General features: G+C 27.4%; 27 protein-coding genes. 12 read left to right on the plus strand and 15 right to left on the minus strand.

Annotation, left to right across the window (positions count from 1 at the left end; translation table 11 throughout):
• The 11 genes from ACX6CF_RS16790 to ACX6CF_RS16840 all read right to left on the minus strand — a co-directional run.
• Window positions 1-227, minus strand: a 227-nt coding sequence (locus ACX6CF_RS16790) for a hypothetical protein (RefSeq protein ID WP_458786510.1), incomplete at its 3' end; no start/stop codon positions are given.
• Between the two features lie 49 nt (window positions 228-276).
• Entirely contained in the window at window positions 277-672 is a 396-nt protein-coding gene (locus ACX6CF_RS16795; protein WP_458786511.1) for a hypothetical protein, read from the minus strand.
• 59 nt (window positions 673-731) lie between these two features.
• Window positions 732-887, minus strand: a complete 156-nt coding sequence (locus tag ACX6CF_RS16800; protein ID WP_458786512.1) for a hypothetical protein — start codon at window positions 885-887, stop codon at window positions 732-734.
• The gene (locus ACX6CF_RS16805) at window positions 880-1,188 is read right to left on the minus strand and encodes a hypothetical protein (protein ID WP_458786513.1); all 309 of its coding nucleotides are present in this window, start codon (window positions 1,186-1,188) and stop codon (window positions 880-882) included. The genes ACX6CF_RS16800 and ACX6CF_RS16805 overlap by 8 nt, the downstream gene beginning before the upstream one ends.
• Before the next feature lie 55 nt (window positions 1,189-1,243).
• A complete protein-coding gene (locus ACX6CF_RS16810) occupies window positions 1,244-1,801 on the minus strand; it encodes a helix-turn-helix domain-containing protein (RefSeq protein ID WP_458786580.1) in 558 nt (185 codons plus the stop codon).
• The gene (locus ACX6CF_RS16815; protein WP_458786514.1) at window positions 1,801-1,971 is read right to left on the minus strand and encodes a DUF6906 family protein; all 171 of its coding nucleotides are present in this window, start codon (window positions 1,969-1,971) and stop codon (window positions 1,801-1,803) included. The genes ACX6CF_RS16810 and ACX6CF_RS16815 overlap by 1 nt, the downstream gene beginning before the upstream one ends.
• Before the next feature lie 161 nt (window positions 1,972-2,132).
• On the minus strand, window positions 2,133-2,696 hold the full coding sequence (locus ACX6CF_RS16820) for a hypothetical protein (protein ID WP_458786515.1): 564 nt from the start codon (window positions 2,694-2,696) through the stop codon (window positions 2,133-2,135).
• A 43-nt stretch (window positions 2,697-2,739) separates the two neighbouring features.
• Window positions 2,740-3,000: a hypothetical protein gene (locus ACX6CF_RS16825; protein ID WP_458786516.1), complete on the minus strand. Its 261-nt coding sequence runs from the start codon at window positions 2,998-3,000 to the stop codon at window positions 2,740-2,742.
• Window positions 3,001-3,043: 43 nt separating this feature from the next.
• A complete protein-coding gene (locus tag ACX6CF_RS16830) occupies window positions 3,044-3,202 on the minus strand; it encodes a hypothetical protein (RefSeq protein WP_458786517.1) in 159 nt (52 codons plus the stop codon).
• 75 nt (window positions 3,203-3,277) lie between these two features.
• On the minus strand, window positions 3,278-3,436 hold the full coding sequence (locus tag ACX6CF_RS16835; RefSeq protein ID WP_458786518.1) for a hypothetical protein: 159 nt from the start codon (window positions 3,434-3,436) through the stop codon (window positions 3,278-3,280).
• 82 nt (window positions 3,437-3,518) lie between these two features.
• Window positions 3,519-3,710, minus strand: coding sequence for a helix-turn-helix transcriptional regulator (locus tag ACX6CF_RS16840; RefSeq protein WP_458786519.1), 192 nt, complete (start codon window positions 3,708-3,710; stop codon window positions 3,519-3,521).
• Between the two features lie 145 nt (window positions 3,711-3,855).
• Here ACX6CF_RS16840 and ACX6CF_RS16845 point away from each other — a divergent pair, with 145 nt between their 5' ends.
• The 12 genes from ACX6CF_RS16845 to ACX6CF_RS16900 all read left to right on the plus strand — a co-directional run bounded on the left by ACX6CF_RS16845 (window position 3,856) and on the right by ACX6CF_RS16900 (window position 15,634).
• A complete protein-coding gene (locus ACX6CF_RS16845) occupies window positions 3,856-4,257 on the plus strand; it encodes a helix-turn-helix domain-containing protein (protein ID WP_458786520.1) in 402 nt (133 codons plus the stop codon).
• A gap of 115 nt (window positions 4,258-4,372) precedes the next feature.
• Window positions 4,373-4,765, plus strand: a complete 393-nt coding sequence (locus tag ACX6CF_RS16850) for a helix-turn-helix domain-containing protein (RefSeq protein WP_458786521.1) — start codon at window positions 4,373-4,375, stop codon at window positions 4,763-4,765.
• An 8-nt stretch (window positions 4,766-4,773) separates the two neighbouring features.
• Window positions 4,774-5,169 (plus strand): helix-turn-helix domain-containing protein, encoded by a 396-nt coding sequence (locus ACX6CF_RS16855; RefSeq protein WP_458786522.1) that lies wholly within the window; start codon window positions 4,774-4,776, stop codon window positions 5,167-5,169.
• 49 nt (window positions 5,170-5,218) lie between these two features.
• Window positions 5,219-5,653 carry a helix-turn-helix domain-containing protein gene (locus tag ACX6CF_RS16860; RefSeq protein WP_458786523.1) on the plus strand — a complete coding sequence of 145 codons (435 nt, stop codon included), beginning with the start codon at window positions 5,219-5,221 and terminating at the stop codon, window positions 5,651-5,653.
• A gap of 10 nt (window positions 5,654-5,663) precedes the next feature.
• Complete coding sequence (locus tag ACX6CF_RS16865; protein WP_458786524.1) at window positions 5,664-6,290, plus strand: helix-turn-helix domain-containing protein; 627 nt, start codon at window positions 5,664-5,666, stop codon at window positions 6,288-6,290.
• Window positions 6,291-6,343: 53 nt separating this feature from the next.
• Window positions 6,344-6,595, plus strand: a complete 252-nt coding sequence (locus ACX6CF_RS16870) for a helix-turn-helix domain-containing protein (RefSeq protein WP_458786525.1) — start codon at window positions 6,344-6,346, stop codon at window positions 6,593-6,595.
• A gap of 341 nt (window positions 6,596-6,936) precedes the next feature.
• Window positions 6,937-7,809 carry an SIR2 family protein gene (locus ACX6CF_RS16875; RefSeq protein WP_458786526.1) on the plus strand — a complete coding sequence of 291 codons (873 nt, stop codon included), beginning with the start codon at window positions 6,937-6,939 and terminating at the stop codon, window positions 7,807-7,809.
• Window positions 7,810-7,839: 30 nt separating this feature from the next.
• Window positions 7,840-8,286 carry an ImmA/IrrE family metallo-endopeptidase gene (locus ACX6CF_RS16880; protein WP_458786527.1) on the plus strand — a complete coding sequence of 149 codons (447 nt, stop codon included), beginning with the start codon at window positions 7,840-7,842 and terminating at the stop codon, window positions 8,284-8,286.
• 10 nt (window positions 8,287-8,296) lie between these two features.
• Window positions 8,297-9,577, plus strand: a complete 1,281-nt coding sequence (locus tag ACX6CF_RS16885) for a serine/threonine-protein kinase (RefSeq protein ID WP_458786528.1) — start codon at window positions 8,297-8,299, stop codon at window positions 9,575-9,577.
• 157 nt (window positions 9,578-9,734) lie between these two features.
• Window positions 9,735-11,336 carry a site-specific DNA-methyltransferase gene (locus ACX6CF_RS16890; protein ID WP_458786529.1) on the plus strand — a complete coding sequence of 534 codons (1,602 nt, stop codon included), beginning with the start codon at window positions 9,735-9,737 and terminating at the stop codon, window positions 11,334-11,336.
• A gap of 13 nt (window positions 11,337-11,349) precedes the next feature.
• On the plus strand, window positions 11,350-14,013 hold the full coding sequence (locus ACX6CF_RS16895; RefSeq protein ID WP_458786530.1) for a DEAD/DEAH box helicase: 2,664 nt from the start codon (window positions 11,350-11,352) through the stop codon (window positions 14,011-14,013).
• Window positions 14,014-14,131: 118 nt separating this feature from the next.
• The gene (locus tag ACX6CF_RS16900; RefSeq protein WP_458786531.1) at window positions 14,132-15,634 is read left to right on the plus strand and encodes a recombinase family protein; all 1,503 of its coding nucleotides are present in this window, start codon (window positions 14,132-14,134) and stop codon (window positions 15,632-15,634) included.
• Between the two features lie 24 nt (window positions 15,635-15,658).
• On the opposite strand, the gene ACX6CF_RS16905 is transcribed toward ACX6CF_RS16900, so the two are convergent.
• From ACX6CF_RS16905 to ACX6CF_RS16920, 4 genes are all read right to left on the minus strand, one after another.
• Entirely contained in the window at window positions 15,659-16,213 is a 555-nt protein-coding gene (locus ACX6CF_RS16905) for a polysaccharide deacetylase family protein (RefSeq protein ID WP_458786532.1), read from the minus strand.
• 85 nt (window positions 16,214-16,298) lie between these two features.
• The gene (locus ACX6CF_RS16910) at window positions 16,299-20,723 is read right to left on the minus strand and encodes a coiled-coil domain-containing protein (RefSeq protein WP_458786533.1); all 4,425 of its coding nucleotides are present in this window, start codon (window positions 20,721-20,723) and stop codon (window positions 16,299-16,301) included.
• A 2-nt stretch (window positions 20,724-20,725) separates the two neighbouring features.
• Window positions 20,726-21,451: a DUF6063 family protein gene (locus ACX6CF_RS16915; RefSeq protein WP_458786534.1), complete on the minus strand. Its 726-nt coding sequence runs from the start codon at window positions 21,449-21,451 to the stop codon at window positions 20,726-20,728.
• On the minus strand, window positions 21,444-22,937 hold the full coding sequence (locus tag ACX6CF_RS16920) for a replicative DNA helicase (RefSeq protein ID WP_458786535.1): 1,494 nt from the start codon (window positions 22,935-22,937) through the stop codon (window positions 21,444-21,446). The genes ACX6CF_RS16915 and ACX6CF_RS16920 overlap by 8 nt, the downstream gene beginning before the upstream one ends.

Raw genomic sequence — 22,937 nt, forward strand, 5'->3', positions numbered from 1 at the left:
ATACTTGGTGATTTTATATGTATTGTCAATCCTTCTCCTACTATGTGTCCGTCTATCTGATTGTTAACGTAATCAATGACACCTGTTAGGGTTGTTAGTTGGAATGATTCATCAACTACTGGATCAGTTATCTTAGTACACCTGTTAGTGGCATACTTGAACCCATCTATCTCCTTGATTTCTGTCTTTCCTAATCCTACTAAGTATTCTAATGCTTGTTTTATCATAACGTTTTCCTCCTAAGTTTTATTTGTTTTGTTTAATGATATATCTGATTTACCTTGCTTCATTAAGTCTTGTTACTTTGTCATTGTCTTTATCACTGTCATTATTATTGTCTTCTTTGGTATCAAGATTGATTGACATCTGTCCTGGTATTCCACCAGTGAATTCTTCTGCTACTAGTTTTCCGTCTGTGTCTCTACCTATTGCTATTTCTGTCTTGAGTTTGGCAGCAGGTATCAATGTACATTTTGTCTGAAATGATACATTTGCTGTTCTTCTACTGGAACTAGGCTTTATGGAGAATTCTATTGTTATCTTTCTAGCTTTTTCTGCTGCTGTGTTTGGGTCTGCTATGTTGTCTAGTACTTTTTCAAATTCAACGTCGAATTGTTCAACTAATGCTCCTTGTGCCATCTTGGCAATGTTGAAGTAATCAATGTCATTCATGTTTTTCACCCTTTCCTATCTTTTTATTGTTAATTGCAATGCAATACTTAGATACTGATTCAAACTTTCATCTGTTCTGCTCTCAACTTTGCATTCATCTTAGTGACAAATGTTTCCCACTTTTTTCTTTCATGTATGTACTTCTTGATTTTCTTGATAGTCCATACTGATATGATTCCAATGATAATTCCTATGATGAAACCTCTACTATACAAAAGATTCAGCTCCTTCCTTCATTAAGTCTGTTATATCTATTTTCATGTATAAATACTGAAGATAATTTATTATGGTACTAAGCATGGAAAAACCGCCATCATTGCTATCAAACTTTACATTGAATCTCTTAGTTGGGACTTCATCATTGTGCCACCCATTTTCATAGACTGTGAACTCCATTTCATTCACATGTCCGTAATAATTAATAAAAACGTCATATTCGCTTAGATTGTTTACCAGTAGAGTAATTCTCATAATCTCATTCATTATAAACATTTGTTTCATCAATTGATCATTCATAAATAACACCTTCCTTATCTATTTAATCTATGGTATAATTTCTTTAACAGTTTTTTTAATGGCTCTTATATAAGGGCTTCTTTTTTTGTCTATTTCCTCTTATATAGCCTTTGTATATTAGTTTTCTGTTACATCTTTTCTCTATTTCCTTGACATTGACACCGTATGTATCCATGGTTACAAAATGCATTTTTAGAGCTGAATATACGTCTCCTACTTGTTCCTCTGCATCTAGTAATTCTTTATACTGTTCTTCATTGAATTGTGATACATTGGTTTTGTTTTTGGTGATCTTCTTGATTACCATTAATGCCTTAATCATTTCACTGGCTTCTTCTATTAGACTGTCAATTACTATATGTGGATGTTTGTCTACGTTATTGAGTAGTGGTACATTGAAGAACTCTGTATTTCTTTCATATGTGTATTCAGCCATAATGGATGGAGAACCTAACTCATTGGCAAGAGCCCTAATAATATCATCTGGCATATTTCTTTCTTTTCTTTCGTATGCTCCATAGGTACTGGGTGCGACTCCAATCTTTACTGCTATTTCATTCTGATTCAACCCTAGCTGCTCTCTTGTAGATTTGATGATGTCTACAACACACATCACATGACAACTCCTCTCAATTTTGGATAATTCTTGACCTTACCTGATTTCTTATGTACGATAACAAATGAATCAGCACAATCCTTGACTACTAACCAGTTATTATGATTTAGTTTCTTATTTCCTATCAGCATCTTTTGTCTTCTGGTTGGTCTTTTACCATGTTTCAAAAAATCATCTCCCTTTTTCTATGCTCATATAGTAAAAAATCACTTATAAAACTACATACTGTATAACTTAAGCTATTTCTTTACTACAGGTTATATTGATATAATAAGTACAAGTTAAATCACTTCTTAGATATGTATCAAAATACTATTCACTTCTTAAATCACATCTTATTACCGCATGAAGTACAATAATTATCTTCATCTTGGCAGAACCTATAACCACACTTCTTACACTTGATAAACTTTGGTTTCTTACTAGGGTCTGCCATTATTTCTTTTACTTGTAATAAGATTGTCTTTACTTCTTGGTCTGTATATTCATCTCGTATCAATGTAAATACGATAAAATCAACACTACTTTTAATATCACCATCCAACTTGGGTTGCTCCTTCTCAGTTTCTTTCATAATACCCTGTAATTCTTCTAGATTTTCTTTCATTGTTGTATAGATATGAAATACATACATTCCTCTGTAAGCTCCATATTGATTTTTGGTATCTAGTGATGGTTCCATAAGTGTTTCAGCATATCCAAGCATCTTAGTATAGAGCCTTAACTTTTCATTAGTGGAGAAATTGCTTTCTTCCTTATCTGATCTGATTATTGAAGTATTCCATATCTCCATTGTGTATGCTACGTCTTTTGAAAGTGCTTCACTTACGTTTAACATCAATCTATCAATGTGCTTTTCTAACATTTCTGCTATTTCTTTATAACTTTTCACTGTATTACCTCCTGCTCTTGGTTTACTATTTTCATCATTACAGCTAGATAATTACTTTAAGCTTGTCACTCTTCTTAGTCTCATTAATAGCTTGTACTAACTTTCTCTTCTGTGTTAACAATCGCCGATTGTTCTGACTAACCAGATAACCACCAGAGTAATTAATCATATCGTCTATCCTGCGTATACGCTCCCGATTATCACACCAAGCAAAGCAATTAGTTCCTATTCTCCTACTCATTGCAATACAACCATCTTTAGTATTGTTGGCACAGTTAGAACAGTCCTTTACAAACTTGTCCATGTTTCTCACCTTCTTTCTATAGAATGATGTATAGATAGTTTTTCTATTTAGCACCATTCTTTTTAGCTAGTTCTTTTTCTTTTTTGATTCTTTCATCATGCTCTCTAAAAACTTTGCATACAAAAATGGTATTTTCTCTATCTATTTTTTCTTTTTCTTCAGGAGTTAACTTTGGATGTACATTAATTATTTTGTATGGCATTACATCTACCCCCTATAGCACTACTTTTAGTGCTTACTACTTTGCTAATTTTGTGGTTAACCAAATTATGTAACCTCACTTGGTACGATTCTTTTGCTCTAATTCCTTTTCTCTCTTAATTCTTTCATCATGTCTCATTAATACCTTATATACATATTCAGCTACCTCTTTTTCACGTCTTTTTCTTTCTTCATCTGAAATGTCTGGATAAATATTAACTACTTTGTAAGGCATAAAATCAACTCCTTCTAATGAATTCTATGAGGTACTGTTTGTACATTATTAATCAAAATGAATTCCAGAACAATTCATTCGATTAATTATCAAAAAAAACTTCATCAACAGTTTTATTTAATTCATCTGCTATCATTTTAGCTAATTTAAATGAAGGTGTTCTTCTTCCTCTTTCAATCATTGATATATAATCATTAGTTACATCTAATTTTTGTGCAAATTTTTCTTGTGTATAATTAGCTTTCTCTCTAAATTTCTTCAAATTATTTATCATTTGTAAATATCCTCCATCCCGAACAATTTGTTCTTTAATCATTATATAGAACATTCTGTTCTTTGTCAACTATTTTATAGAACTTTTTGTTCAAATCATTTTATATATTAGAACAATATGTTATAATTCTAAGGAGGTGTGGAATATGTTATTCGGAGATAGATTAAAAAAACTAAGAATTGATAAAGAAATTACCCAAAAAGAATTAGGTGAAATTATTGGTATATCTGATAGAGTTATTGGCTATTATGAGTCCAATAATAGATTTCCAAAAGATGAAGATACACTAAAGCGTATCTCAAAATATTTTAATGTATCTATAGACTATCTTCTTGGAAATAATCACAACGATACTTCTTCAAATCAACCTTTAAATAGTATCAAAATAGATAAGAAATTAGATAATTTTATTGAAGAAATAGAAAAAACTAATGGACTAATGTTTAGTGGTAGTGAGATGGATGAACAAACAAAAGAAGTTCTTCTAAAGATGTTAAAAACTACTAAAGATATGGCAGAAAAGATGAATGAAAACAATAAAAAATAAGACATTTTACTAATCTTATAAAGCTCAAACGACTACGAAAAAGGCATTTTAGATGAGCAGTTGGATAATATTATCCACTGCTTTTTTGCGTATATATATAACTAAGGATGATTACATGTTTAAAAAAAGATTGAAAAAACTCCGTATTGATAATCATTTAACTCAAGAAGAATTAGGTAAAAAAGTAAATCTTAAAAAAGCTGCAATATCTAAATACGAAAATGGAAAAAATGAACCTAATATTGATGTTATAATTAAATTAGCAAAAATATTTAATGTATCTGTGGATTATCTTGCTGGTAAAACTGATAATTTTACTCCCATTTCAGATAATATCACTATAAAAGAAATAGATAAAAAACTAGATCATTTTATAGAAGAAATTGCAGAAACTAATAATCTTATGTTTAACGGTAATCCAATGGATGAATTAACTAGAGAAGTTCTTTTAGATATGTTAATAACTACTAAGAATATGGCTAACAAAATAAACCAAATCAATAAGTGAGTGATTTTGTGATAGGTGATATATTAATTAGTTTAAGAAAAGTAAAGGGATATGAAGCTCAACATATAGCTAACTTATTAAATGTGGCAAAATCTACTTATTCAGGATATGAAAATAACAAAAGTGTACCTAATTATGAATCATTAAAAAAAATTGCTGATTTTTATTCAGTATCTGTAGACTACATATTAGAAAGAACTAATGATGATATACCACCAGGTCACTCAAATAAAGAAAAAGAAATTAATAAAAAATTAGATGCTCTTATGGAGTATATTGCTAAAACTGATGATATTACTTTATGTGGTAATCAAGTCCATGAGCCAACAAAAGAATTTATTATAACAATGTTAAAATCTACAAAAGATATTGCTAAAAAGATGAATGAGAATAGTAAAAAATAAGTTAAAAGTTTTTGTCTAACTACTTTTAAATAATAAGAGGGCTTTTTATATGCTTCGTAAAAGATTAAAACAATTAAGAATTAGTAAAGGATTAACCCAAGAGAGATTTGCTAATATTTTAGGAATATCCAGAGCACGTTATAATAATTTTGAAACTGGAAAAAGAACACCTAACGATGATATTAAAATTCAGATTGCCAGTTTTTATGGAGTATCTATTGATTACATGATAGGACAAACTGATAACCCCACTCCATATGATAAACCTAAATTAGAAATTAATGATAAACATATAGATAAAGAGATACATAAATTAATAGTTAAAGTTGAAAAAACTAATGGACTTATATTTGATGGTTGTGTAATTGATGAGCCTACAAAAGAGGTACTTATAAAGATGTTAAAAACTACTAAAGCTATAGTTAAAAAGATGAATGAGAATAATAAAAAACAAATTAATTTTTATAAAAACTCAGGTATATAGGAGTAATCAAATGTTTTCTGAAAGATTAAAGTTACTTAGAAAGAATAAAAATCTATCTCAAAAAGACCTAGCTAAGACTTTAAATATTTCTCCTAGCACTATAGGTATGTATGAACAAGGAAGAAGACAACCAGATACAAAAACTTTACAACATATAGCTAATTATTATGGAGTATCTATTGACTATCTTCTTGGTCAAACTGATAATTCAATACCATATAGTATAAAAAGAGTTCCATTAAAGGATAGACTTAAAGAAATAAGGATTACTAACAAATTAAATGCTAAAGAATTTGGTGGTAAATTTGGTATAGCCGAATCAACAATTTCACTCTATGAAAGTGGAAAAAGAAATCCTAATAAAGAGTTACTTATAAAGATAGCTGATAATTTTAATATATCTACTGATTATCTTCTTGGTAGAACTGATAATCCTACTCCTTATAATAAGAAAGTGAATTCTAATGATAGACATATAGATAAGAGACTTAATGAACTTATTGAAGAAGTTGAAAAAACTGATAACCTTATATTTGATGGAAGTAATATTGATGAACAAACAAAAAGGATCCTATTAAGGATGTTAAAAAATACAAAAGAAATGATTGTAGAAATTAACTTAAATGCTAAAAAATAAACTACATATAGTTTAATAAGCATTATTAGGTTTTATGTATCAGAGGTGATATTTTGTCAAGTTTCGGAGAAAAGTTAAGAAATATAAGATTACAAAATAATCTTACACAAGAACAATTAGGTAAAATAATTGGTAAAACCAAATATAATATATCAAAGTATGAACTTAATCAAAGACAAGCTGATGATGAAACCAAAAGACAAATTGCTGAATTTTTTAATCTCTCATTAGATTATTTATTAGGAATTGATTATAATCCAATACCTATCAAACAATCAAAAAAAAAGAGATTAATGAAAAACTAGCTGATCTAATAGAAGAAATTGAAAAAACCGATAAACTTATGTTTAGTGGGGGTCTGATGGATGAACCAACAAAAGAGTTTCTTTTGAGAATGTTAGAAACTACTAAGGATATGGCTTTAAAAATTAATGAAAATAATAAGAAATAATATTTATTCTAATCTTATATAGCTCAAACGACTACGAAAAAGACATTTTAGATGAGCAGTTGGATAGTATTATCCGTTGCTTTTTTTGCGTGGATAAATTTCTGAATATTTTGTTGAAATTAAGGAAATAAAAGTGTTAAATGAAGCAATTTTTATAAATTTTAATAAAAATCTTTATTTGAGAGGTAAAATTTAATGTGTGAAAATACAATATTTATTGGTAATGGTATAAATAGGATTACTAATGATAATAAATCATGGCAAAATATACTTTGCAAAATAATTAGTTATTTACATAAAGCTGGTAGCATTGAATATAAAGATAAACCTTTTACTTTATTATACGAAGAAATATTTCTAAGAGGATTGCGGTTTAGAGAGGTATCTGAAAAAGAATTAAAAAGTGTAATTGCCAAAGAAATTCTAAATATGAAACCAAATAATTATCATGAAGAATTATATAACCTACCAGTAAAAAATATTATTACAACTAATTATGATTATACTTTGGAACGTAATAAAAATCAAAAAAAAGAAATAAAACCCCTTACAACTACTGGTAAAAAGCCACAAACCAGATATAGAATTAATACATATAATAATGAACAGAATAAAAAAATATGGCATATTCATGGAGAAGCAAAAAATCCAGATACCTTAGTTTTAGGACATGAAAAATATTCAAACGTTCTAAAAAAAATTATGGAACATGTCAGCAATTATAATGTAAATTCACCATCTTCTAATAATAGTTGGATAGATTTGTTCTATAATACAAATGTACATATTTTAGGTTTTGGTTATGATTATACTGAAATTGATTTATGGTGGTTGATAAATAATAGAGCTCGGTCAAAATATAAAGAAGAAATAAATATTACAAACAAGCTAATTTATTATATTCCTAAAATTAATAATACTATATCAGACAAAGAACAAAAAAAACTTCAACTTTTAAATTACCATGATGTGGATATAGAAGAAATAGGCTGTAGTTCATTCAAGGACTTTTATAATAAATCATTGATAAAAATCAAAAAAACATTAGATAATATAATAGAAATATAATTATAATAATAACTAAAATGAGATGTAAAAATGAAATATATAAAACTTACAATAAATAATTTACTTGAACAATATGGAACAAATGAACCAACAGAATTAGCAAATTACTTAGGTATAACAATCATTTATGAATACTTAGGTAATAATAGTGGGTTATATATAAATCAGAATGGTTGTAAGTTTATTCTTGTTAATAATAACTTAGATTATTATGACCAACGAGTAATTATTGCTCATGAATTAGGACATGCCGTACTACATGACAATCTTAATATGGCTTACTTAGAAAATAATACATATTATTCAAGAAACAAATTTGAATACCAAGCTAATTATTTTGCAGCTAACCTACTTCTACCAGATGGGTTTGAAAAAGATATAGAATTTAAAGATATGACAATAGAACAGATTTCTTCTATGGTAGCAATACCAGTAGAATTAGTAAAAATAAAATTGAATAGCTTAGAAAATTTATAGGAGTGATATTGTGATAACGTGGACAACTGGAAAGTTAATTGGGCAACCAGGAGGTTTTGGTGCAGTATATGAATCTCAAAAAGATGTAAATAATAATTTAGATACCAAAATATATGCAAAAAAAGTATTATTAAATAGTGATGATGATTCTATTCAGAGATTTAAAAGAGAAATTAGAATATGTAAAAGGCTTAATCATCCAAATATTATTAAAGTAGTCTCTTATGAACTTACTTCACCACCTTATTATTATATAATGAATAAATACAATTATAGCATGGAAACTATAATACAAGATATTAGATTTAATTATGATAGGTTAAAAATAATAACTAATTCAATTTTTGATGGCATTGAATATTTACATAATGAAGGAGTCCTTCATAGAGACTTAAAACCTGCAAATATATTAATGAACTCAGATAATGATTTAGTCATCGCTGACTTTGGATTAGGTATCCAACTCAATTCATGCTCTGCTAGATTAACAAGAACAAATATAGGTATTGGTACTAGATTTTATATATCGCCAGAACAAATGAATGATTTAGCTAACGTAGATGAAAAAACAGATATATACAGCCTGGGCTGTATAATTTATCAATGTGTTGCAAATGAATTTAATTATATACTTGATTACACTAAAATTCCTACTAGTTTTGATTTTGTAATATCTAAAGCTACAAAAACTAATAAACAAGATAGATTTAGTAGTATTTCAGAACTTCGAAGTGCTTTTAATTCGGCAATAACTCTTGTTAACGAAAAATCAATAAAATATGATGGTGAAGAAATTATTGCAAAAATAGATTCTAATATTTGTACCCCTACATTTATTTCTTCTGTAGCAAACTATTTGGAAGATAATATTTCAAACGTAGATTTAATACACGATCTTATAATGAAATTAAACGCAGAGCAACTTAATTTACTAGAAAATAACCATTTTAATCTATTAAAACAAATCATTAAAAAGTTTACAGACGATACTATAAGTCATAGATGGGGATTTAGTTATACCGATACTATAGGGGATCAATGTGACTATTTAATTAAAAATACTTCAAATAAAGAGATTATTGCTAATTTATTATTTATATTAGTGGTTGTTGGTTATGAACATAATAGATGGTACGTTATGGATTTAGCTAGTAAAGCATTATGTTCTATAAAGGATGACACTACAGCTTTCTTATTTATTGAATTATTAGGTAAAAAGGAACGTTATGTAGAAGCTTTAAATTTATCTATAGAAGATTTAATAAGTCCATTACAAAAATTTGCAGAATAAGATTTGTATTTAGCTACTGTAATAACCTCTAGTAATTAATTACTCTATCTAAAATACTATTTGTTTATATTATAATTTTGATTTTCTATTTACACTTTATAAAATAAGTTGTAAAATTTTATAATACACAATTTTAAAATATAAAGGAGATAATACTATGCCATCTTTAGATTGGATTGGAAAAGATAAAGTTATTAATTATCATCAAGAAGTACCTTTGAAAACATTAAATCTAAAATATAGTTATAATGATGGAGACTCAACTAAAAAAGAAAAAAATTTTGCAAATAAAATAATTAAAGGAGATAATCTAGAAGCCTTAAAAGCTCTACTACCTCAATATGAAACACTTATTAAAAGAATCTATATAGACCCACCATATAATACCGGGAATAAAATATGGGTTTATAATGATAATGTAGATCATCCAAGAATTAAGAAATGGCTTGGTAAAGTTGTTGGTAAAGAAGGCGAGGACCTTTCAAGACATGATAAATGGCTTTGTATGATGTATCCTAGATTAAAACTATTACATAAATTATTAAGTCCCGATGGTATTATTTATATATCTATTGATAATAATGAAGTAAGTCACCTGAGGCTTATTATGAATGAAATATTTGGTGAAAATAACTTTTTAGCAAAATTAATATGGAGAGGTATGCATACTGTTAGAAATTCTAGTAAAGATTTTAACCATAACACAGAATACATTTTAGTATATGCTAAAAATAAAAGTAAGCTCATTCCAACAAGCAAAAAAGAATATTATTTAAGAGCACCAAAGGATAAAACATCCGATTACCCATATGACGATAATGATGGTAGAGGATTATATAAATTAGACCCTATATATGCTAGAAATCCTTATACACCTTATGAAATTATTTTTGATAATGGAGTTAAATGGAAAGCAAAAAAGGGAAATTATCCTAGATATTCGAAAGTTAATCTAAAAAAAATGTATCATGAAAATAAACTAGTTTTTAGTGGTAAAGAACCCAAAGCCAAAAGATATTTGAAAGATGTACAAATTGGAGTACCCCCAGACACATTGCTAAAACCTGAAGATGTTGGGTTTAATAAAGATGGTACAAGTATATTGTATAGAATATTTGATAATGAAAAGTTATTTGATCAACCAAAACCACCTCAATTAATTGAATATCTTTTAAATATAGATAGACAAGTAGATACAGATGATTATTATGTGCTTGATTCATTTGCTGGATCTGGTACTACTGCTCATGCAGTTCTAAATCTTAACAAACAAGATGGTGGTAATCGAAAGTTTATATTGATAGAAATGGAAGATTATGCTACAAACGTTACTGCTGAAAGAGTTAAAAAAGTTATTACTGGTTATGGTAGTGATGATAAAATAGTTAAAGGTACTGGTGGTTCATTTGAATTTTATGAACTTGGAGAACCTATATTTACACCCGAAAATACTTTAAATAATAATATTGATATTGATGTTATAAGACATTATATTTATTATACTGAAACTAAGCAAACTATAAATAAAGACATAATCACTTCAAATAAGTATTTTTTAGGTTCTTATAATAACTGTGATTATTACTTTTATTATTATAAGAATAAAGATAGTATCTTAAATTACGATTTCTTAAATACTATAGATAGAAAAGCCGAGCAATATATCATATATGCTAACAAATGTACATTAAGTAAAGAAACCCTTTATAACTATAAAGTAATATTCAAAAAAATACCTAGAGATATAACTAAAATATGAAAGGATTGATTAAATGGAACTAAAGAAATTCCAACAAAAAACTATAGATGATTTAATATTATTTTTAGATTTATTAAATACTCATCAACATGCTGATATTGCATATGAAAAATTTTGGGAACTTAAAGATATTATTGTAGGTTTGAATGGTCTTGAAAAATACAAAAACAATATTAAAAATGTTCCTCATATTTGTTTTAAAGTTCCAACTGGTGGTGGAAAAACATTTTTAGCTTGTAATGCAATTAAACCAATATTTGATGCTATGCCCTGTATTATATCAAAAACTGTAGTATGGTTAGTTCCTTCAAATACTATTTTAGAACAAACAATTAACAATTTAAAAGATCCTTCTCACCCCTATCGTCAAAGAATTAATACACACTTTAATAATCGAGTGGAAGTATATTCAAAAACAGAACTTTTATTTGGTAAAAATTTTAATTGTTCTGTTGTTAATGAACAGTTAAATATTCTTGTTTTAAGCTTTGATACTTTTAGAAGTCGTAAAAAAGAAGATAGAAAAATATATCAAGAAAATGGGTATCTAAAAGATTTTGTTAATAGAGTTAATAACAGAGATGAATTAATTAAAGATGTTGATGAAACTGCTCTTATTCAAGTAATTAATCAACTAAATCCATTAGTTATAGTTGATGAAAGTCATAATGCAGAAACAGAATTAAGCATAGAAATGTTACGTAATCTTAATCCATGTTTTATTTTAGACTTAACTGCTACACCACGTAAAAACAGTAATATTATAACATTTGTAGACTCATTGCAATTGAAGAAAGAAAAAATGGTTAAAATTCCAGTAATAGTCTATAATCATCAAAATAAAGAAGACGTAATTATAGATGCTATTACGCTAAGGAATAATCTTGAGATAAAAGCAATAGAAGAAGAAAAAATTAATGATAAGTACATAAGACCTATTGTATTATTTCAAGCACAACCTAAAGGAAATGAAGATAACAAAACATTTCATAAGCTAAAAGCAGATTTAATTGAAATGGGTATACCTGAAGACGAAATAGCTATTAAAACTTCAAATATTAACGAACTAAAAAACGTAAACTTAATGAATAAAAATTGTAAAATAAAATATATTATTACAATTAATGCATTAAAAGAAGGTTGGGATTGTCCTTTTGCTTATATACTTGCTACTTTAACTCATAAAAGTTCTAGAGTAGATATAGAACAAATCTTAGGTAGAATTCTAAGACAACCTTATACCAAAGAGCATAGTAATGAATTGTTAAATCTATCATATGTTTTTACTTGTTCAAATGATTTTCAAAATACATTAAATAATATTATAAGTGGTTTAAACAAGTCAGGTTTTAGTAAAAAAGATTATAGATTGATTAATAAAAATATCATGAATATTTCTAATGAATCAGCAGACAATGAAGAAGATACTGATGAAACTCCAAAATTGATCCAATTACCAATTGAGGATAGTTTTGTAACTGATGATAATAACTCTCATGAAACCGAAGAATTTGATACAGATGAATCATTACATTTTGAAGTTGATAAAGTTAAAACTTCTATTATGACTGATAATACATTAAACAATACAATAATTGATTTAGCACAAAAAGAGGGGGAAAAGTTTAATAACATACTTAATAATATGATTGACAACGAACCATTTTTTAATACTGAATTAAACTCAAAGAAAAATAATATTTACATAAAAGAAGCTTATAAAAATCAAATTCTAGAAATAAAAATACCACAATTTTTTATGAAATCAGCTGAAAATACAATTTTTGGTATTTCTGATATATTATTAACAAAAGAAAATTTATTAGATAATTTTACATTAAAAAATAAAGATACCATTATAGAACTTCAGAATATTGATACTGAAATGTATGAAATTGATCTAGAGCAACAGCAAAAAGGCGAATTCGTCCCTAGATACCTTAAATTAAATAATAAAGATGCTAAAATTATTACTGAATTTTTATCTAGGCTTCCAGAACATAAAAAAATGAACCAATATAAAGAATTACTATTTAAGCAGCTAGGTAAAATAGATACTTTAAGTGATACTGAAATTAAAGATTATATAAAAAGGATACTAGATACTTTAAATACTGAGCAATTAAATAGCTTAAATTCTTCTATACATAAATATGCTAAAGTAATTAAACAAAAAATTAAGAAACTTGAATATAAACATAGATACAAGGAATTTTTTAATAGAATTGAAAAAGAACAGATAATATGCAAAGAAAATTATACATTTAAAAATGTAATTAATCCTACTAAAATTATAGAAAATATGGCTAAATCATTATATGAAGCTGAAGAAAATATGAATAACTTTGAAAATATGGCCATAACTAGAATTGCTAGTTTAGATAATGTACTCTTTTGGCATAGGAATATTATGCATAAAGAATTTTGTATTAATGGTTTTACTAATCATTTCCCAGATTTTATTGTTATGACAAAATCAAAAAAAATTATTGTAATTGAAACAAAAGGTGATTATTTAACTAATGATATGGAGCTCAATAAATTAAGTCTAGGAAGAAAATGGGCTCAATTGGCAGGTGAAAATTATAGATACTATATGGTCTTTGAAGATAAATCACAGAGGATAGATGGAGCTTATACACTTAATGAATTTATAGATATAATTAAAGATTTATAAGTAATAATTTAATGGGGATATTAAAGTAATCATTAATTTGATAATTTCTTACTTTACTTTTTATCCCTTTTACATTATTCTAATAAATATATCCTAATTAAAGAAACAGGTGATATTAATGATAGCAATATACGCTCGTCAATCCATAGATAAAAAAGATAGTATTTCCATAGAAAGTCAAATAGATTTCTGTAAAAAAGAATTTACTACAGAAGAATACAAGGTGTATAGCGACAGAGGTTTCAGTGGCAGCAACACTAACCGCCCCCAATTTGAACAGATGCTAAAAGATATCAAGCGTGAAGATATCTCCAAAGTGATTGTTTACAAATTAGACCGTATCAGTCGTTCTATCTTAGACTTTGCTAAGATAATTGAACTATTCAAGAAAAGTCATGTGGAATTCACTAGTGCTACTGAGAAATTTGATACTAGTACTCCTATGGGTAATGCTATGCTTAATATCACTATGGTATTCGCTCAATTAGAGCGTGAGACTATCCAGAGACGTATTAAGGACAACTACTATGCCCGAGGAAAGAAAGGCTTTTTTATGGGTGGTAAAACCCCTTACGGATGTATAAAAGAAAAGATAACTATAGATGGTGTTAAGACTTCAACTCTAAAACCTAATCCTGAAGAACATAATGTTTTAATTAAGATGTTTGACCTCTACTCTACCACCGATATATCACTAGGTAAACTTTCAGCATTATTGAATCAAGAAGGTCATAAATCCCCTAATGGTGTTAACTGGGACGGACAGAAAATCCAGAGAATACTCCGTAACCCTGTATATGTCATGGCTGATGCTGATATTTATTCTTATTATCAAAATAAAGGTTGTAAAATAAGTAATGATATATCTGAATTTATTGGTACTAATGGCTGTTACCTATACGGTAAGAGGGATCGTAACGCTGCTAAATATACTGATGTAAAAGACCATGTGTTATCTATCGGCTTACATGAAGGTTTTATTAGTAGCCATACTTGGATAGCATGTCAATATAGGCTTGATAAGAATAAGCAGGTTAAGAATACTGGAAAAGGTAAATATACTTGGTTAAGTGGTCTAGTAAAATGTGGGTATTGTAATTATGCTATGACTGTTAAGACATTCAAAAGCTATAAATATCTCGCCTGTTCAGGAAAAACTAATTATAAAATATGTACCGGCGAACATCCAACTCATTATGTTGGTGAAATTGAAGACTATGTACAAAAAGAGTTAATTAAGCAACTATCAACTTTAAAAACTGTTAAGCAAGATACTCCAAAAAAAGTTAGTTATGAACTTAATCAATTAAAATTACAGGTTATAGATATTGATAAGCAGATAGACAACTTAATTAATCAACTGGCACAAGGTAGTACAGTGATATCAGATTATATCAATAATAAAATAGAACAATTAGATTCTGAGAAAAAGGGAATACTAGAAGAGATGAAACAATACATCGTGAACGATACTCTAAGTTCAGAACAGATATTAGATGCGACCAAGGATGTCAATCGTTGGGACGAACTCACTCTAGTAGAACAAAAAAATATTGCTAAGCAATTCATTAATAAGATTTTTATTACTAATGGAGCTATTAAGATTGAGTGGAAAAGCTAGAAAAATAGGGGCTTGTAGAGTTTGTCATTTTATAACTAAAGATTCAACATCCCATTGTATAGTATAATACCCACACTCTCTAGCTGTCTCCACCAACTTATCATTATAATCTCCAAATGGTGGTCTAAATAATTCCATTTCATATCCTGTCAAATTCTTAACTTTTTCATGAGCTCCCATAAGTTCATCCTTAATACCTTCTTTTGATAATTGAGACATATGAGGATGACTACTAGAATGATTGCCAATATCATGACCAGCATCTAATATCCTCTTAACATCATCAGGATATTTCTCTACCCACATACCAACCAAGAAAAAAGTGGTTTTAATATTATATTCTTTTAGTATCTCTAATAAATTATCAGTATCATCATTCCCCCACGCTGCATCAAAACTTATTGCAACCTTCTTTTCCTCTGTATCAACACAATAGATAGGCAATTGTTTTTTACTTGACGATAATGTAGCAATTGTTTTTTCAATCAACATATTACTAAGCATCATTATCGCTAAAATAATTAACAATACCCCAATAACCTTAATCAAAACTGTTGTATTAAGACGTGTTCTATTCATAATCCTCCATCACACTTCTATAAAACCTTTATTATATTCTATTCTAATATTTTATAAAAAATTAATAAAAGTAACTCTTTAATCGTTATAACAATTCCAATTGTTTAATTTCTTGTAATCTATAAACCGATAAAGGCGATTTTTCTTTTAAATAAGCCATATTAATATGACGTTCATTAGTCATAATTTGCTTGTCTACACCTACAGCCTCTCTTAATCTACAACTATAAACTATAGGAAAATAATCAGATATAAATTTTCCTTGAGCATGGGCAGTTAATGCAATAATTTGAAAACCTAACTTTTCAGCTATGAAAAATACAGGTTCCAAAACATGCTTGCTAGAAGCTTTTCCAAATGGATTATCTAAAATAACTGTACGATTATTTTTTTGACTTATAGTTAGATGTTGTTTTTTCTCAGCTAAATAATTAAGTAATCCTAAGAATAAAGTCATATTTTTACTCCATTTCTCTCCTCCAGACCATTTATTAGAGTTCTCCCATGACATAGGTATTTTAGTTATTTTCATATCATTAGTTACTTTGCGACATTTAACTTTAATACTTTTATCCTTCATTACTATGTTTAATAAATTCTTTATGCTTAATTTTTTTTCAATTAGATGACGAATAGATACTGGATCATTATGGCTCTTTTCACACTCTCTATCAAATTCATCAATAATAATATCTATATATTTTCTTAATTCCTCTTTACCTTGAGCATCCTCCCACATAGGGATAGTAAAAATAAAGATTTGTTTGTTTTCCCCATCAACTTTAATACTTGTTTTACGCTGAATAACATTAAGTTCATTAGCAACGCTTTTTAAATATGAATGAACATGTGTGAGAAATGTCTGCACTTCAATGTCACTCTCTCTTCTATCATTCTCAGCTATCTTTATTATATTAGTTATAGTTTTACTCATTCTATACTGATAATCTATCAGCTCTTTATAATTATCTTTATTCTTTATGCCCCTTATAGCCATTTCTCTTAAACGACTATCTGTAATATATTCATTACAATATTCAATAAAAGATTCCCTATTTTGCTTAATCCTATTATATTTCTTATGGCATTTTTCTTGTAAAAGTTCCATGTTTTTGCACAATGACTCCATATTTTTTTCCATTTTATAATTGAAATCTAATAATACTTGTTCTTCTAAAACTTTCATATTAACTGTTTCGTGTAAAATATTATGTTTTACGTTTTCAACTTCAAATCTATTATTTATACTATCTAATTGACTGGTTCTTAGTACAATATTTTGTTGTTCTCTTACGACATCTTTTTCTAATTTATTAATCTCAGATTTTTCTTTTTGTAAGATATCTGGTATGTCAATAATATCACTGTTAAAGTCATAAAACACTTTATTTTCTTCTCTTAAAACATTTATTAATTCTTCTTTTTTCCAATTTAATTTACTGCAATTATCTTTCAACTTTTTAATTTTAGTCTCTAATAGTTTAGCTTTTTGACTAACTTCTCTTATTTTATCTATAAGCTCACTTATCTCTTTTTCATAATATATTGTGACTAATTCCAATGGAAACTCAGCTTCTTTAGCTTTATATTCTCCATTTGTTTTATTTTCCTTTAAGATTTTTTCTTCTTTTTGAAGGTTGTCTTCAACAATACTTCTACTAACATTAATTCCTCTTAATTTATCTTTTAATGTTTTTCGTATTTCGGTTAACACTTCTAGTGAACTCTTAGTAAATATTACATCACACATTTTAATTTCTTTGTAAATTTCATTATCAGCTAAAATAGCTTTTTTACGATTCAATTTAGATATATTGTCTTTTAAATCAGCTATAATATCCTCTACTTTTTCAAAATCATTTTTTAATAGTTTTTTATCATCATTATAACTCTCTATTAATTTATTTTTTGATTTAAGCATTTTTAATTTAGCATTTTTTTCATTACTTCTATTATTATACTCAATAGCCTTGGTCACACTATCTTCCGTTACTTGTATTTCTTGTCTACATTCTTCTTGTTCATCATTAATATTAATAATCCCTATATTGCCATTAGCAATCTCTGTATCTATACTATTTTCCTTTTCTTTTAAATTAATTGATTTCTGCTCAAACTCACTAATGCCTTTTTCTAAGTCACTAATTTCAGCATAAGGATATTCTCTAAAAAAATCATTTGCATTATTAAGTACCCTAGTACAATTAATATACTCTTGTTCATTTTTTCTACGAATATTTTCTGTTTTTTTTGCTAATTCTTCATTAACCAACTTCCACTTCACAAATTCATCATTAGATAAATTATCCAACCATATACTAGGAAGTATAGGTTTATTTTCATCTAATATGTAATTACTATCTTCCTTACTCACATACTTCTTCATATCATCTAAAGATATAATAAAAATAGGATATATTAATTCTCCCTTAAAAGAATCTATCTTTTTTTCTACCACTGCTTTATCTTTCTCAGTAGTTATAATAGTTATTGCCCAATATGGGAAACGTCTAAACAATATATCTTTTGAAAAATTACCTTCATTAACAAGCGCTTGTAAATATTGACTTCCAAGATTAATAAAACCAACATTGTTTTTAAGGCTATTAACTATTTTCTCAATAACAGGCTCAGCACAAAAAACATCCATATTTTCATACAAATCTTGTAATCTCTTGCTAATACGTTCTTTTAATAATGATTTTTCTTTAATGTCATTAAGCAATTTTTGTCTCTCAATTAATCTTTGTAATATACTTTCTTCTTTAGTATATATATTTGAATTCATATTTATATATTGTCCTTGCTCAATTAACTCTTGATATAGTTTTTCCTCTACAATTTTTTGTTGTTTTAACGCTCTTTTCTTTTCCTCTAATTCTAACTTAGTAGAATAATAAATTTCTCCCATTCTTTTTCTCAATTGCATCTGCTCTTTTATTTTATTGTTTAATTCTTGTTTATCCCCTATAAGTTTTATTTTTTTCTCTTCAAGCAAGGTTAGTTTGTTCTTCCACTCTCGTATATTTTCACTAACATTTTCTTTATTTAATTGCATAAATATCCCATTAGCAATTTGCTCCATATTTTTATTTAACATTTCATTTTGGGCTTCTAGCCTATGAATTTCTTCTTTTACCTCATCCTCCTGAGTATTAATAGCATCTATTTTATTCTTCAACTCAATATATTGGCTTTCATATCGTTCATTTTGGGCATTAAATTGCTGTTTATCTTTTTCTATTATTTGTAATTCATTCTCATAATACCCCTTTAAATTACTGCTATTTAATTCAAGCTGCTCCTCCAATTCACTAATTGATATATCTTTTTCATATTCCTGTAATTTTTGTCTATACATATCAATATTTTCATTATTAATCTGTATTTTTTCTTGCAGTCTTGTCCATTCAATATTTTGTTTTCTTGATTTAAATTTATTTAGCTGTTCCTTATATTTAGATGATAGTTTGTCTTCTATATCTAGCTTATTAGCCTCTTCTTTTAGTTGTTCATCAATAATCAATATTTTATATGATAAGTTTTTTCGTCTATATTCCTCTTTCTTAATTATTAGTTTTTCTTTTTGTTCTACATTCCCTTTTTGTTTTTCTTCATTCTCTTCAACTAATTCCTTCAAATATTTATTTAGTGTTTTTGCTTTTCCCTTTTCTTCATCATATTCACTAAAGTAATCATCATATTGCTTGTATTCTATAATAAAATTATCTACTTGTTCTTTCACATTTTTACTCTGAACTATTTTTTCTTGTAGATATTTGTTTTTCTTAAAATGCTCTCTCTGTTTTTCAAAAGTATCAACAAATCCCTTAGCTTGATCACCTTCAATAGCTTCTTCGACAACTGGTATAAGAAGATTATTTAATAACGCCGTAGTTGTCTTACATTGATTGAAAAATTCGTCCACATTACCTTCACTACTATTAATTAAAGCTATTTTACGCCATTCCGATGGGACAATCTTAAAATGTTCTTCTATATAGTGACCGTAATCAGAGATACTATTAAATACTTTTGCTTGGATATACTTATTATTCATACGATGATAATATTCGGATATTTCACTTTTACTAGAAGAACGTTTTTTACCATTTTGTTGTTCTATTGAAAAAGGTATACTACCTATATCATGTTCATCTTTCATACCATATTCATAAGCATATTTTAATGAGCATAGAGTATTCTTTTCAATAAATAAACTAGTAGCTGTAAGAGCATACCTTCTAGGGGATTCATTTATAATCCATTCAATAGCAATATGAGAAGGTCCCCCTTCTAAAGACAATGTATCTTTTATTTTTCTATTAGCCATATCAATATGAGGAATAATAGCCTGCAAAGCTGTTTGGATGAAAACTGTTTTTCCACCACCATTTTCTAATAATAAAGCTCCATTTAGTCCATCGAACTCAAAAAGCATATCATTATATCTTTTTGCTCCATTTTCATATATTACATTAGTAAATCTTATTTTTGAAATCGTTGGCATATCTATCCCTCCTGATTCTCCAATTGATAAATAATATCTAATATACCCCTGTTATACTCATATTCCATAAAATATCTTCCAACAATAGCTTTAGTTTTTTCTGTTAATTCCAGTTCACTAGGACCTATCTCATTTACTAACTTTTGATCTATCATAAACTTTTTAACAACGGTCATGAATCCCATACGACTCACAGTTTTAGCAGTCTGTTTGCTAACTCCTTCTTTTATATTATCCATAGCTTCCCATTTCTTTAATATACCAGTCCAATTATATTCATATTCCTGTTCCAGATTATATAAAGTTTCCTTATCAACTTGATTCAAACTCTCCATACGTTTATTTATGCTATCAAGCCAATCATTTATAGTAATAAAATCTCTGGTTGAATTAGCTGATTGATAACTATCATAGAATTCTCCTATAAAAATAATTATAGCAACATACATAAGATAAATATCCATATTAAGGGTTTTACCAGAAAAATACATTCTTTTTATATCACTATTGGTTATATGATAAATAGAATTTTTAGTCAGTGGCACTATATATATGTAATCAACCGCAGTAATTATGGTACAATCTACCTCTATAGCAAATTCCATGACTAAATTTCTTACTATTTCATCTGTAAAAAACCTACTACATTCAGTTTTTTGAACTTCTCCATTAGCATTTAATTCAGAAAATATTTTAAAGGCTTCAATTACGAACTCATGATTAATCATTTTCATTTCCTCCTAATTCAATTAACATATTTTTCACATAATAATTACCATCGTAAGTGATTTCATCTGTTAATTCCGTAGCTGTTATAGTGTTACATATATCTGCTAACTTATTGAATGCTAATGAAAAAACATGCTCCCTACTCTTAGCAACATCTAATATATTAATAGGCGATAATTGATGTAATATAATAAAGAAATCATAGAATTCTCTGGTACTAAACAGAGGATGATCGTGAGATTCAATTATTTCCTTTAATGTAATAGACTTTTTATCTTTAATAATTGCTAATAATTCTTCAATAATATATGCAAATAACTTTTGTTGTTTTACTAAAATTTCACTAATATCTCTTTTATCATCAACATCAATATAACCATCATTTTTTACTTGTTCTTCTTCTCTTCTTATTTTCTGTCTTTCAAAAACTGTCAACAAAGACCAGGTAGAATAATTTTTCAGTTTCAAAAATGGACTAGCTAATATTTTACCACTTTCAAAAGGTAAAGGAGCATTCATATATTTTCTAGTTATTTCTTGGTCAAAATTAAAAGATGTTAATCCCACAAAATAAAGAGATTCAGTGGCAGATTCAAGTGCTGTTGTTTTTAATTCAATGCTTTCTTCTAATAAAGTTGCATGTAAATAGTGAACATTTCCAAGTTCATTATCTATTTTTATTATCTTAACTAAAGCTTCTTTCTCTCTTTCAGCATGCCCCGTATTGTCATCTAACCTTATTTTAGTATCCCTAATAAATTCAATAAGTTCTTCGAATTCCTCATGTTCTCTAGTAAGTCTCCTATTAATATCATCTATTAGCTCTTTATATCTTTCATAAGTATCATCAGAAATTATATTTCTTTGAATATCATGTTTTATATTATGTATTTTATCTTTTATGGTATTAACATTAATCCGCATTTCGTCAATCTGTCTTAATGCACTGGAAAATTCACCCTTTTCTAATTGTTTTCTTAATAATAATTGGCTAATAGATATCTGAAATTCACTATAATACTCTTTAGTTGCAAAAATAAGTTCTAGCCCTTTTTCGTCTAAAACATAATATTGTATATTTCTAGTACTATCCCAAGAATCTGCTTTTAATATTGAATAATCTACATAATCCCTTGTCCCTGTTTCATAATTATAAAATTCTCTCCTATTTCTTTTCCCAGATGAAGGACGAAAAACATCTATAATACTTTTACTTATTTCAATAAAACCCCCTTGGTCTAACTTTATCCTATCTAATGATACCTCTTGTAGATAATTGGCTAATTCCGTAATACCTGTTTTTTTATTTCTTATAAGCATATTTTCAAAGAAAAACATTAAAGTAAGTAATCCTAGTCCAAAAAAATCAATAGAAATACCATTTTTATCCTTTTTCTGTTTTTTCTCTAGACGATATAAGCAATCAAATAACACTACTCTTTCCATTCTATCTTTGAATCCTTTTGTAATATTGCTATAATCCAT

It is taken from the genome of Vallitalea sediminicola, from assembly GCF_054408565.1.